The organism is Kitasatospora sp. NEAU-CNBT7 (assembly GCF_057220535.1).
Genome location: NZ_JBXQQB010000011.1, coordinates 173,500 through 186,351, shown reverse-complemented (window position 1 = coordinate 186,351; position 12,852 = coordinate 173,500). Strand labels below are relative to the sequence as shown.

9 protein-coding genes are annotated in these 12,852 nt (G+C 76.5%); 7 read left to right on the top strand and 2 right to left on the bottom strand.

From position 1 onward, the window contains the following. Nucleotides 1-47 precede the first annotated feature (47 nt). Nucleotides 48-695, top strand: a complete 648-nt coding sequence (locus AC2TEW_RS17415; protein WP_359887567.1) for a response regulator — start codon at nucleotides 48-50, stop codon at nucleotides 693-695. A 52-nt stretch (nucleotides 696-747) separates the two neighbouring features. On the opposite strand, the gene AC2TEW_RS17410 is transcribed toward AC2TEW_RS17415, so the two are convergent. Further along, the gene (locus tag AC2TEW_RS17410; RefSeq protein ID WP_484624263.1) at nucleotides 748-1,509 is read right to left on the bottom strand and encodes a hypothetical protein; all 762 of its coding nucleotides are present in this window, start codon (nucleotides 1,507-1,509) and stop codon (nucleotides 748-750) included. 194 nt (nucleotides 1,510-1,703) lie between these two features. Between AC2TEW_RS17410 and AC2TEW_RS17405 the strand changes: the two genes are divergently transcribed. Next, nucleotides 1,704-3,542, top strand: a complete 1,839-nt coding sequence (locus tag AC2TEW_RS17405) for a flavin monoamine oxidase family protein (protein ID WP_484624262.1) — start codon at nucleotides 1,704-1,706, stop codon at nucleotides 3,540-3,542. A 7-nt stretch (nucleotides 3,543-3,549) separates the two neighbouring features. Here the strand turns inward: AC2TEW_RS17405 and AC2TEW_RS17400 are convergent, their stop codons facing one another. Next, a complete protein-coding gene (locus tag AC2TEW_RS17400) occupies nucleotides 3,550-4,197 on the bottom strand; it encodes an AAA family ATPase (RefSeq protein WP_484624261.1) in 648 nt (215 codons plus the stop codon). Between the two features lie 360 nt (nucleotides 4,198-4,557). On the opposite strand from AC2TEW_RS17400, the gene AC2TEW_RS17395 reads away from it, so the two are divergent. The 5 genes from AC2TEW_RS17395 (at nucleotide 4,558) to AC2TEW_RS17375 (ending at nucleotide 11,401) form a co-directional block, all read left to right on the top strand. Further along, a complete protein-coding gene (locus tag AC2TEW_RS17395; protein WP_484624260.1) occupies nucleotides 4,558-5,436 on the top strand; it encodes an ATP-grasp domain-containing protein in 879 nt (292 codons plus the stop codon). Then, a complete protein-coding gene (locus AC2TEW_RS17390; RefSeq protein WP_484624259.1) occupies nucleotides 5,433-6,266 on the top strand; it encodes an ATP-grasp domain-containing protein in 834 nt (277 codons plus the stop codon). Before AC2TEW_RS17395 ends, AC2TEW_RS17390 begins: the two co-directional genes overlap by 4 nt. A gap of 125 nt (nucleotides 6,267-6,391) precedes the next feature. Further along, complete coding sequence (locus tag AC2TEW_RS17385; protein WP_484624258.1) at nucleotides 6,392-7,483, top strand: DUF2278 family protein; 1,092 nt, start codon at nucleotides 6,392-6,394, stop codon at nucleotides 7,481-7,483. A gap of 172 nt (nucleotides 7,484-7,655) precedes the next feature. After that, nucleotides 7,656-9,611 carry a glycoside hydrolase family 5 protein gene (locus AC2TEW_RS17380; RefSeq protein WP_484624257.1) on the top strand — a complete coding sequence of 652 codons (1,956 nt, stop codon included), beginning with the start codon at nucleotides 7,656-7,658 and terminating at the stop codon, nucleotides 9,609-9,611. 296 nt (nucleotides 9,612-9,907) lie between these two features. Further along, nucleotides 9,908-11,401, top strand: coding sequence for a glutamate synthase subunit beta (locus tag AC2TEW_RS17375; protein ID WP_484624256.1), 1,494 nt, complete (start codon nucleotides 9,908-9,910; stop codon nucleotides 11,399-11,401). Nucleotides 11,402-12,852: the final 1,451 nt, after the last annotated feature.

Sequence of the window (12,852 nt, the reverse complement as noted above, 5' to 3'; positions counted from 1 at the left end):
CACCCCGTCCGCACCCCGTCAGCCCCCGGGTAGCACAGGAGACCGCCGTGATCAGGGTCCTCGTGGCCGACGACGAGCCGCTCATCCGGGCCGGCATCCGGCTCATCCTCGGCTCGGCCGAGGACATCGAGGTGGTGGCGGAGGCCGCCGACGGCCGCCAGGCGCTCGAACTCGCCCGCACCCACGCGGTCGACGTGGTGCTGCTGGACATCCAGATGCCGGTGCTCGACGGACTGAGCGCGCTCGCCGAACTGCCCAGGGCCGCGCCCGGCGCCCGGGCGCTGATCCTCACCACCTTCGGCGAGCGCGACAACGTGCTGCGCGCGATCAGCGGCGGCGGCGCCGGGTTCCTGCTCAAGGACACCGCCCCCGCCGAACTGATCCAGGCGGTCCGGGCCGCCGCCACCGGCCACGCCTTCCTGTCACCCGCCGCCACCCGGCACATCGTCGACAGCCTCGCGGCCGGCTCGGCCGGCGCCCGCGGCGAGGCGGCCCGCAGCCGGCTCGCGGTCCTCACCGAGCGCGAGCGCCAGGTGGTCGACCTGCTCGGCGAGGGCCTGTCCAACGCGGACGCCGGCGCCCGGCTGCACATGAGCGAGGCCACCGTGAAGACCTACGTCAGCCGGATCCTCGCCAAACTCGGCTGCGACAACCGGGTCCAGGCCGCCCTGCTGGCCCGGGACGCGGGCCTGTGACGGCGGCCCGGCCCACGGCGGCCGGGCGCCGCCCCGGTGGCCGGCCCGGGCGTCAGGCCGGGGCCGCGGCGCGGTTCAGCCGGTCCTGGGTGCGGTCCAGGTCGGCCGTCAGCTCGGAGCGCAGTGCGGGCAGCAGCGCGAGCGCGGCGCGGGCCGCGTCCGGGGTCGGCGCGCTGTCGTCGCGGGCGGCGGTCACCGCGGCCCGCAGTGGCATGGTGGCCAGCGCGGTCTCCCAGGCCGTGCGGTGCACGCCGGTGGCGTAGCGGGCCGTCAGGTACTCCAGCGGGCCGAGCGCCAGCCCGTCGCGGTCCTGCGGGCCGGCCAGCCGGTCGTCCGGGAGCAGCCAGGCGACGCCGTCCCGGGCGACCAGCTCGAACGCCTTGTTCTCGTCCGGGTGGCTCCAGCGTCCGTGCTCGGCGGTGGCGGCCTGCAGCAGCCGCTCCAGCATCGCGGCCTCCCGCGGGCCGTCCGCCCGGTCCGGGAACGGCCGGTCGGCCAGCACCTGCTCCAGGTGGTAGCGCTGGCCCCAGCTGCCGACCCAGCGGTGCATCGCGCCGGCCCTGGTCTCCCGGATCGCGGCCAGGGCCAGCGCCCGGGTGGTCAGGTCACGGCGGACCAGCAGCTGCTCGGCCTCCGGCCCGTGCCGGCCGAGGGCGGCCCGGACCGCGGCCAGCGGCGGCCCGTCGTACCAGCGCAGCGTCCAGCGGCGGCTGCCCGGGTCGTACTGCGGCTCGATCGGGATGCGGTACTGCGCGGTCAGACGGTCGGCGAGCCGACGCGCGCGCGGCCCGCGCAGGGGGTGGGGGGTGGGCATGGGCGACACAGTAGCGAGCGGCGGCGGGCCCGCCGGGCGGCGCGCGGCCGGCTCACCCTGTCCGCCGCGCCCGGGCGGGTGACGGGCGCGGTGATCACCCACCGGGCGGGTGAAAACCGCCGGCCGGGCGTGCCCGGAACGGACTGCTCCAGTTGGCCCAGGTGTTGCCGGACCACATGACCGACGGAGTATCCATGGAACAGTCCACCACCCAGCTGCCCGACGGGACCCCGCCCGGCCGCACCGGCCCCCGGCTCGGCCGCCGCGCGGTCATCGGCTCCGCCGCGGCCGCCGCGGCGGTGGCCGGCGCCGCCGGTTTCGCCGGCCGCACCGCCCTCGAACCGCCGCGCACGCCCGCCGCCGGCGGCGGGGCCGACCCGGAGACCGCCCGCGACCTCGCCCGCAAGATGCTGATGGTCGGTGACGACGAGAAGACCGACCTGACTCTCGAGTACCTGAAGATCCTGATCGACGGCAGGCTGCCGGCCCGCGCACCGCAGAAGAAGGTCCTGGTGGTGGGCGCCGGCATCGCGGGGCTGACCGCGGCGACCCTGCTCAGGCAGGCCGGGCACCAGGTGGTGGTGATCGAGGCCAACGGAAGCCGGGTCGGCGGCCGGGTGAAGACCTTCCGCGGCATGTTCACGGACCGGAAGCTGCACGCCGAGGCCGGCGCGATGCGCCTGCCGGACTTCCACCCGCTGGTGCTGGCCCTCGCCGACAAGCTCGGGCTCCGCCGCCGGCTGTTCTACAACGCCGACATCACCCCGGGCGAGCAGCCGGCCGGCCGCACGCCCGCGGTGGTGCACCGCTCGTTCACCGGCGAGACCTGGACCAACGGCCCCGCCGACGACGGCTTCAAGGCACCGGCCGCCACCTTCCGGACCAGGATCGCGGTCAACGGCGAGCGCTCCACCCGGGCCGACTACGCCCGCAGCCCCGGCGCGGTGAACCGCTCGTTCAGCACCGAGCTGGACACCACCGCCGCGGCCGCCGTCGACCGCGCCTTCGCCAAGCTCTCCGTGCCCGCCGACGCCTCCATCCAGGAGAAGCTGGCCGCCTGGACCGAGATCTTCCGCCGCTACGACGGCTACTCCACCCACCGCTACCTGGTCGAGGAGGCCGGCTGGGACCAGAACCGGATCCAGGCCGCCGGCACCCTGGAGAACCTCACCTCCCGGCTGCACTACTCGATCGTCCCGACCCTGATCGACCACGCCGTGATCAGGCCCGACAACCGCTACTGGGAGCTGGAGGGCGGCACCGACGTCCTCACCGAGGCGCTCGCCGCCCCGCTCCGCAACGACCTGCGGATGGGCCGCCGGATGACCCGGCTGGTGCAGAGCGACACCGGGGTGCGGATCGAGACCTGCGCCGAGACCGGCGACGAGGAGTCCTGCGACGGCGCGCCGACCGCCCCGACCGAGGTGTTCGAGGGCGACTACGCCATCGTCACCATCCCGTTCAGCGCACTGCGGTTCTGCACCGTCGAGCCGCTGATGTCGTACCCGAAGCGGCGGGCGGTCGGTGAACTGCACTACGACTCGGCCACCAAGGTGCTGCTGGAGTTCAGGACCCGGTTCTGGGAGGAGGGGCCGACCGGCTTCACCGGCGGGGGCTGCGTCTCCGACAGCGCCAGCCGCTTCAGCTACTTCCCCTCGCACGCCCCCGAGGGCTCCGCGGGCGGGGTGGTGCTCGCCTCGTACACCTGGTCCGACGACGCGATGCGCTGGGACTCGCTGACCCCCGGCGAACGCTACGCCTTCGCCCTCGACGACCTCGAGCGGCTGTTCGGACCCAAGGTACGCAGCGAGTTCACCGGCGTCGGTGTCACCCAGTCCTGGGCCCGGGCCCGCTACGCGCTCGGCGAGGCGGTCATGTTCACCCCCGGCCAGCTGCACGAACTGCACCCGGCGGCCCGCACCCCCGAGGGCCGGGTGCACTTCGCGGGCGAGCACACCAGCCTGAAGCCGGCCTGGATCGAGGGGGCGCTGGAGTCCGCCGTGCGCACCTTCCTCGAGGTGCACGGCCGCTGACCGGGGCTCAGCCCGCGAAGTCGATGTCCTGGAGGTCCAGCGCCCCGGCCCGGTCCAGCACCACCGCCGAGGCGCAGCCCGCCGGCGGCCCGCCCGCCCCGGCCAGCCGCTCCCGCAGCCGGCCGGTGGCGTGGCGGTGCCGGGCGAAGGCGTACGCCGACACCCCGCGGCCGCGCTCGCGCTGACCGGCGGCCGCCTCGGCGGGGCTGGCGTCCAGCAGCACCAGGTGCACCTGGCGCCCCTGCCGGGTGGCGCTGCGGGCCAGCCAGCCGCGGACCCACGGCAGCGTCCCGCAGTCGTGAACCAGCAGCGGGCCGCCCGCGCGCAGCGCCCGGCGCAGCCGCAGGTAGTGGCTGACCCGGACCAGCGGCCGGTACAGCGCGTACGGCACCGCCCGGGGCAGCCGCGCCCGGTACCGCTCGCGGACGTGCTGGGAGTCGATCACCGGCCCGCGCGCACAGCGCCGCAGCAGCGTGCTCTTGCCGCTGCCGGGCAGGCCGGAGACCACCACCAGGTCGTCCGGCGGGTAGTGCAGGGCCACCGGCACCGGCCCCCCGCGCAGGTCGTGCAGCCCGCGCGGGCGCAGCGCCCCACGCGGACCCGGCCGGCCGCCGGTGCGGCCGGGAGCCGGAGCGGGCCTGACGGATTCGCGCACCGCCCCTCCTTCGGTACCCGGGTCCCCTCCCCGCGGGAAAGGCTTTCCCAAGAGAGGGTAATGGCCCGGGGCCGCGGCATTGCGGCCCGTGACAGGGCTGTGGCCTGCGCCGACGGTTTCCGGACGGTTCCGTGACCGGCCGCCGCGGCCGCCGGGCCGCCTTCGTGCACGCAGCACCCCGCCCCCGGGCCCGCGACCCGGGGGGCGCGGGCGGACCGGCCGCGCGCGCCGGAGCCGCCGCGCTGTGACCCGGCTGTGGCCGTTCCGGGACGTACCGGGCGATCTTGCCGGACCGATCCGTGGCATCCTGAGGCGCTACACCGGAGCCGCGGAATCGCGGGGGGACAGGAGTTGTACGGGATGAGGTTCTGCTTCCTGGTCGAGGAGCACTACCGGAACGACGGCATGCCGCTCGACGTGGTGCGCCGGCTGACCGAGTGGGGCCACCGGGTCGACGTCCTGCGGCCGGGCGGCTCGCTGCTCGACCTCGGCGCCCTGGTGCGGTCCGGACAGCACGACGCCTGGGTGCTCAAGACGGTCTCCGGCGGCCCCGGGCTCGGCCTGCTGGAGGCCGCCGCCGGGCTCGGCCTGACCACCGTCAACGACGCCCGCGCGATCCGCCCGGTCCGGGACAAGGCCCAGGCCGCCGTGATCGCCGCCCACCACGGCCTGCCCGTACCGCAGACCTGGGCGGCCGCCGACCCCGCCGAGTTCTCGCTGATACCGCAGCAGCACTACCCGCTGGTGGTCAAGCCCGCCGACGGCAGCTCCGGGCGCGCCGTCCACCTGGTCGAACGCCCCGACCAACTGCCCGCACTCGCCGCCGACCTGGCGGGGGAGGGGCTGCTGATCGCGCAGCCGTACATCGCCAACCCCGGCCTCGACCTCAAGGTCTACTGCGCCGGCGGCGAGCTGTTCGCCACCGAACGGACCTCCCCGCTGCACCCGCACCACCCGCACCGGGAGCGGCCGGTGGCGCTCAGCGCCGAGGTCGCCGCGGTGGCCGCGCAGGTCGGCGAGGTGTTCGGCCTCGACCTGTACGGCGTCGACGTGCTGCTCGGCCCCGACGGACCGGTGGTGGTCGATGTCAACGACTTCCCGAGCTTCCGGCAGGTGCCGGACGCCGTCGACACGGTTGCCGGCGCGGTGGTGCGGCTGGCCCGCAGCGGCTCCGCCTGGCCCTCCGTGCCCGGCGCCCGGCTGGTGCCCTCCTCCGCCGCGCTCGGCGGCGGCCGGTGAGGATCGGCCTGATCACCCCGGCGCCCGACCACCCGCTGCTCACCGCCACCACCGCCCTGCTGCAGGCGGCCGGCCACACGGTGGAGGTGTCGGCGCCCGACGCCGACCGCCCCGCCGACCCGGCCGACGTCTACCTGCTCAAGGCCCGCACCCCGGCCGCACTGGCCCTCGCGGCGGCGCTGGAACAGCAGGGCGTCCCCGTCCTCAACTCCTCGGCCGCCACCGCCTTCTGCCAGGACCGGCTGGCGATGGCCGACCGGGCCGGCCGGGCCGGACTGCCGTTCGCGCCGACCCGCACCGCCACCCTCGCAGCCCTCGCCGCCGACTGGCCCGCCCACGGCGGGCCGCTGGTGGTCAAGAGCCGCCACAGCCGCCGCGGCGACCTGGTCGCCCGGGTCACCACCGGCGCCGAGGCCGCCCGGCTGGCCGAGCGGTGGCCGCGGGAACCGGTGGTGGTCCAGGACCTGGCACCCGGCGACGGCTGGGACCACAAGCTCTGGGTGGTCGACGGCGAGCTCTTCGCCGAGCTCCGCCGCTCCGAGCTGGCCGACGGCGGCCCGCTGCCGCACCGCCGGGTGGAGCGGCTGCCCGCCGGGTACGCCGACCTGGCGTTCGCGGCCGGCCGGACCTTCGGGCTCGACGTCTACGGCGTGGACGTGCTGGACGTGGCGGGCCGACCGCTGATCGTCGACGTCAACGCCTTCCCCGGGATCCGCGGGCAGCTGGGCGCCCCGGCGGCGCTGGCCGCGCTGGCCACCGAGGTCGCCGCCGGGCGCCGGCAGCCGGCGCCCGGGCCGCGGGTCCCGGCCGGGCGTCAACCGGGGGCGTGAACCGGGGCGCGGAAGGTTCACCCGAACGTTGAGCCTCGGCAAGGTGCCGGGCGCGCGCAGCGGGGAAGGGCTCCTGACGACCCGCCGGGCGCAGCGCCCGGACGCCCCCGGACCGAGGACGACAGATGCCCCTGCAGCACTACGGTGTCCTGGCAGCCACCCTCGTCGCGAGACGCCGCGAAGGCGCCACCGACACCCCCCACTACCAGCTGCACCTGCGCGACGCCGGCGGCACCGACTACCGGGCCGCCGTCAACGTGCTCTCCGACCAGGCCCCGTCCGAGCTGCTCTTCGTGGTCGACGAGGACTTCCGGCACCCGCTGCTGGAACAGCTCCCGGCGCCGGCCTCCGGCTGGCGCGAGCTGTCCGCGCAGGACGGCGGCGGAGGCCTGGACTTCGTCCGCGGCGGCCTGTTCGAGCGCGCCGCGCTGCGGGTCCTGCCGCCGGAGCTGCCCGGCGACGACAACGACCTCGCCGACCTGCTCGACCGCCACGTGCTGCGGGCGCTCGCCGACACGGCCGCCACGGTGTACGTCTTCGGGCAGCGCTGGCCCACCGAGGCGCACCTGCCGGACAAGGTCTTCGGCTTCCTGCCGGGCAACGGCGTGCACGACGTCCACATGAACCAGGGCAACGACCCGAGCCACCGCCGGGACGACGGCGTCCGCCAGGACGGCGCGCTGCTGCTGCACATCCCGGCGGAGTCGCGCTGGGTCGCGGTCTTCCTCGCCTTCCAGTCCCAGTCCTGGCACACCGACGACACCACCGGCCACGCCCTGCCGGGCGTACCCGACCCGGGCCCCACCGACCCCGGACCGGCCGACCCCGACCCCACCGACCCCGACCCCACCGACCCCGGCCCTGTCGACCCCGGACCGGCCGTGCCCGGGCAGTCGCTGCGCATCCTGGCCGCGCTGGTCAACCCGGCGGGCCCGGACGGCCGGGCGGAGACGGTCACCGTGGTCAACGAGTCTCCGGCCGCCGTCGATCTGGCGCACTGGCAGCTCGCCGACGCCCAGCACCGCCGGGTCGGCCTGCCGGCCCAGCGCCTCGAACCGGGTGCCACCCTCACCGTCCCCACCGGTGACGGCCTGCAGCTCGGCAACAAGGGCGGCCGGATCACCCTGCTCGACCCGGCCGGACACACCGTCCACGACGTCACCTACACCGCCCGGCAGGCGGCCCGGGAGGGCACCGCGATCACTTTCCGGGCCTGAGCCCACGACTGATCCCACGCCCGGCCCCGGGCCGTTGGAGCGCGCGCCGTGCTGACGTTACGTCAACACCCTAGGCGCGGCGTGCCAGTGTGTGGATAATCGTCGCGTTACCTGCGGGTAGCCCAACGGATATCATCACATTCCATCGTCACCCACCACCCCGGGGTCGGCCATGCTGAAGCTCCTCACCCGAACGCTCGCCGTCCTCGCGGCGCTCGCCACCCTGTTCGCCCTCCCCGGCGGCGCCGTGGGTGCCGCCGGGCCGGAGGGCGGGGCGACGGCCGCCGACCGGCCCGTGCCGCTCACCGGCGCCGCCCTGGCGGCCTCCTGGACCGGCCCGCTCAGCACCAGCGGCCGGTACGTCGTCGACGCGACGGGCAGCCGTTTCAAGCTCCGCTCCGGCAACTGGGAGGGAGCGCAGGGCAGTTGGACCGGCAGCGGGGACATCGCCGACCCGGCCTCGCACGAGCACGGCGAGCCGTCGTCCAGCATGCCGCTGGGCCTGGACCGCGCGCCGATCGCCCGGATCCTCGCCGACTTCCACGCGCTGGGGATCAACAGCATCCGGCTGCCGTTCTCCAACGCCCTGATCCACGACAGCACGCCGGTGCCCGACCAGGCCGTCGCCGCCAACCCGCAGCTTCGCGGCAAGACCCCGCTGCAGGTCTTCGACGCGGTCGTCGCGGCACTCACCGCGGACGGCTTCGCGGTCATCCTCAACGACCACACCACCACCGCCCGCTGGTGCTGCGGCCTGGACGGCAACGAACGCTGGAACAGCGGCCAGTCCACCGAACAGTGGATCGCCGACTGGGTGTTCATGGCCGAGCGCTACCGCGCCGACAAGCGGGTGGTCGGCGCCGACCTGCGCAACGAGGTCCGCCGCGACACCTGGGACGACCCCAACTGGGGCTGGGGCGACGCCCACGACGAGTACGCCGCCTTCGAAGCCGCCGGAAACCGGATCCTGCAGAGCGACCCCGACCTGCTGATCGTGATGGAGGGCATCAACTGGCAGGGCATCCCGCTCGACGGCCTGCCGCACGGCCGGCCGATGCTCACCCCGGTGCAGAACCTCTCCAACACCCTGATCCGCTCCGACAAGCTGGTCTACGCGGCGCACTTCTACGCCTACACCGGCCCCAACCACAGCGGCGCCACCGGCCTCGGCGAGACCCACGACCCGCGCTACCAGGACCTCACCCCCGCCCAGCTCGCCCAGGTGGTCGACCAGGAGGCGCTGTTCGTCACCCGCACCGGGCAGCACTTCACCGCCCCCGTGTGGATCAGCGAGTTCGGCGCGGGCGGCCGCGGGGCCACCGACCCCAAGGAGCAGGCCTGGTTCCACACCTTCACCGACATCCTGCTGGCCGCCGACGCCGACTTCGCGATCTGGCCGCTGGTCGGCTGGACCCGGGACGGCGCACCGCTGGACAGCTGGGCGCTGCTCTCGTACGACCCGAACGGCGTCCGGCTCGGCATCGACGACCCCGGGGACTGGCGGGCCGCCGACTGGCACCGGCTGGTCGGCACCCCGGGCCGCAGCGGACCGGTGGCGCCCACCCCGCGCTGGAACATGCTCTCCCTCGACCACGCCGACCAGGACACCTCCGCCCGGATGCTGGCCCTCCCCGACTGGGACCGCGGCGCCCGCAAGGGCAGCTGCCCCGACACCCAGCGGCTGACCGGCCTCGGCCGCAGCGACGGCCGCGGCCTGTGCACCGACGCCGGCGGCCCTGCCCGCACCGGCGCGGCGTACCAGGTGGTCTCCGACGAGCGGTACGTGACCGGCGGTGACTGGGCGCCCGGCTACAACAAGCTGCAGTGCCCCGACGGGACCTTCGCGACCGGGTACAGCGTGCGCGGCAACGCGATGGGCTCGCTGCTGTGCGCCACCGCCGCGGCCGCGCTGCCCACCGGCGGCCGGCTCCTCTGGTTCGACCACGGCGACAACCGGCCCGCCACCGGCGGCTCCACCGGCAGCGACTGGGCACCCGGCTACTACAAGGGCCAGTGCGCCGACGACGAGTACCTGGCCGGCGTCGCCTACACCTGGCGCTGGCTCCACGGCGGCGTCCCGGACGCCCTGCTCTGCCGCCCGCTCGCCGCCGCCCCCCGCAGCCGCTGACCGCACCCCGCACCGACCCGGCCGCCGGCCGCGCCCCGCACCGCACCGGCCGGTCACCGACCCGGCCGCCGGCCCCGCGCGGGGCCGGGGGCCGAGCCCTCGAAGAGCCACCCGAACGGACGTATGGTGGCTGGACACGCCGCGTACGACCCGACCGTCTGCCCGGCGCAGCTTGGGACCGGCCTGACGCGCCTCATCCCGTCCGGCCACGGCGCCGACCCCGTCCGGGCGGGGCGCAGCCCCCGTCCGGGCGACGGCGCAGGACACGGGATCAGCGCGGACGACGGAGGCGGCCGATGGCCGATCCGAAGGCATTCCTCACCACCCCGCGGGTCCTGCGCGAACGCCGCGCACCGCAGGAGCGGGTCCGGGACTGGGCCGAGGTGAACGCCGAACGCGGACTGCTGCCGATCGTCGGCGGGCAGGCCGACCGCTGTATGGACTGCGGCCTCCCGTTCTGCCACCGGGCCTGCCCGCTCGGCAACCTCATCCCGGACTGGAACGTCCTGGTCTCGCACGCGGACTGGGAGAGCGCCGCCAACCGCCTGCACGCCACCAACAACTTCCCCGAGTTCACCGGCCGGCTCTGCCCCGCCCCCTGCGAGAGCGCCTGCGTGCTCGCCGTCGCCGGCGGCGACGCGGTCACCATCAAGAACGTCGAGGCCGCCATCGCCGACCAGGCCTGGGCCCTCGGCCTGGCCGCCCCCCGCCCGCCCGAGTACCTCTCCGGACGCACCGTCGCCGTGATCGGCTCCGGCCCGGCCGGCCTGGCCGCCGCCCAGCAGCTCACCCGGGCCGGCCACCAGACCACCGTGTACGAGCGGGCCGACCGGCTCGGCGGCCTGCTGCGCTACGGCATCCCCTCCTTCCGGCTGGAGAAGCACCACCTGGACCGGCGGATCGACCAGCTGCGCGCCGAGGGCACCCTGTTCCGCACCGGCGTCGAGATCGGCACCGACCTGACCGCCGCCGACCTGCGGGCCCGCCACGACGCGGTGGTTGTCGCGGTCGGCGCGACCGCCTGGCGCGAGCTGCCGGTCCCGGGCCGGGAACTGGCGGGTGTCCACCAGGCGATGGAGTACCTGCCGCTGGCCAACCGGGTGGTCGAGGGCGACCTCGCCGACTCACCGCTGTCCGCGGCCGGCCGGCAGGTGGTGATCGTCGGCGGCGGCGACACCGCCGCCGACTGCCTCGGCACCGCGCTGCGCCAGCACGCCGCCCGGGTCACCCAGCTCGACATCAATCCGCAGCCCGGCGACGTCCGCTCCACCGCCCAGCCCTGGCCGGTCCACCCCAAGGTCCACCGGCTGACCGCCTCGCACGAGGAGGCGGTGGCGCTGTCCGGTGACCCGCGCGTCTACTCCGCCGTCACCGTCAGCTTCGAGAGCGACCGGCTCGGCCGGGTCCGCGCCCTGCGGCTGGCCGAGGCCGAACCGGCCGACCGCAGCCCCCGCCCCGGCACCGGCCGGACCGTCCCGGCCGAGCTGGTGCTGCTCGCCCTGGGCTTCCGCGGCCCGCAGCCGGACAGTCCGCTGATCGGCCAGCTCGGCCTCACCCTCGACGCGGACGGCCGGCTGGCCAGGGACCGCGGCTACGCCGCCGGGCCGGACGGCGTCTTCGTGGCCGGCGACGCGGGCCGCGGCCAGTCGCTGATCGTCTGGGCCATCGCCGAGGGCCGCTCGGTCGCCGCCGCCGTCGACCGCTACCTCACCGGCTCCACCGCCCTCCCTGACCCGGTGGCCGCCACCGACCGCCCGATCGCCACCACCGACTCCCCGCCGGACGGCTGACACCCGCGGCGCCCGTGTCCGGCGGGCGCCCGGGGCCCCGGCCGGTGCCGGGCCCGCCCGGGTGCCGCTGTCTGGGCACTCGCGTGGTGACCGGCCCCGCCGGGAGCGGGTCGGGTACGGGGCCGGGGTCGGCGGGGTGCCCGCTCGCCATCGCCGCCACCCCGGCCGCCCGACGGCTGACGCCCGCGGTGCCCGTGTTCGGCGGGCGCCCGGGGCCCCACCGGTGCCGGGCTGCCCGGGTGCCGTCGTCCGGGTGCTCGCGTGGTGACCAGCCCCGCCGGGAGCGGGTCGGGTACGGGTCCGGTACGAGCCTCGCCCGGGCCATGGCCCGGCGGGCGCCCGGTCCGCCCCGGCGGCGGCGCCGCCACCCGGACCGCCCGCCGACGCCCGCCGTGAGCGGTCCGTGCGGTCCCGCCCGTGTGGTCCCGCGTGGCCCCGCCCGGGTGCTCGCGCGGTGACCGGCCCCGCCGGGAGCGGGTGGCGTGCGGGTCCGGTACGAGCCTCGCCCGGTCCGCCCCGGCGGCGGTGCCACCCGGACCGCCCGCCGACGCCCGCCGTGATCGGTCCGTGCGGTCCCGCCCGTGCGGTCCCGTCCGTCCGGTCCCTTCTGTGCGGTCCCTCTTGTGCAATCCCGCCCGTGCGGACCCGTCCGTGCGGTCCCGCGTGGCCCCGTCCGGTCCGTCATGTGCGCGTAACCGGCCCGCATCAGCGGGGACAACCGGCCCGGTTAGGCTCGAGCGGCAGCATCCGGACGCGAGGAGGACCGTGCCCCGAGCAGAGCGTCGCCGCACCCCCGACTGGCTGGCCCACCCGCTGCGCTGGCAGCGCGGCCCCGTCCCGTGGAGCGCGATGGCCCGCGGCGCCCTCGGCATGGGACCGCTGCTGGGTGCCGGACTGGCCGCCGGCCGTCCCGAGGTGGGACTGCTCGCCGGACTCGGTGCGCTCTTCGCCGGGATCAACGACCGGCCAGGTACCCGCCGCGCGGCCGCCGTCCAGGCCGGCGTACCCGCCCTCGGCGGAGCGCTCGGCCTGCTGCTCGGCTTCGCGACCGGCTGGTGGGCGCTGCCCCTGCTGCTGACGGTCGGACTGCTCTGCGGCGCCGTCAGCGTCGCCGGACCGGTCTGCTCGGCGGCCGCCCTGCAGCTGCTGGTCCTCACCGCGGTCGGCAGCGGCATGTCGATCGCGCTGCCGGGCTGGACCAGAGCGGCCTGGTTCCTCGCGGGCGCCGGCTGGCTGATGCTGCTGCGCCTGCTCGCCACCGTGCGCCCCGGACGCCCGGCGGCCGGCGAACGCCTCGCGGTGGCGGCCGTCTTCGACGCCCTCGCCGACGCGCTGGACGCCGTCGGCACCCCCGCCGCCGAACCCGCCCGCCGCCGCCTGACGGCCGCCCTCGACCGGGCCGACCAGGCCCTGCGGCTGCGCCGCGTGCTCCCGCTGCCCGCCCGGGCCGC

Excerpts from the sequence above, each read along its gene's own strand:
- AC2TEW_RS17410 (WP_484624263.1), bottom strand. The coding sequence starts at position 1,509 with ATGCCCACCCCCCACCCCCTGCGCGGGCCGCGCGCGCGTCGGCTCGCC.
- AC2TEW_RS17405 (WP_484624262.1), top strand. The coding sequence starts at position 1,704 with ATGGAACAGTCCACCACCCAGCTGCCCGACGGGACCCCGCCCGGCCGC.
- AC2TEW_RS17395 (WP_484624260.1), top strand. The coding sequence starts at position 4,558 with ATGAGGTTCTGCTTCCTGGTCGAGGAGCACTACCGGAACGACGGCATG.
- AC2TEW_RS17385 (WP_484624258.1), top strand. The coding sequence starts at position 6,392 with ATGCCCCTGCAGCACTACGGTGTCCTGGCAGCCACCCTCGTCGCGAGA.
- AC2TEW_RS17380 (WP_484624257.1), top strand. The coding sequence starts at position 7,656 with ATGCTGAAGCTCCTCACCCGAACGCTCGCCGTCCTCGCGGCGCTCGCC.
- AC2TEW_RS17375 (WP_484624256.1), top strand. The coding sequence starts at position 9,908 with ATGGCCGATCCGAAGGCATTCCTCACCACCCCGCGGGTCCTGCGCGAA.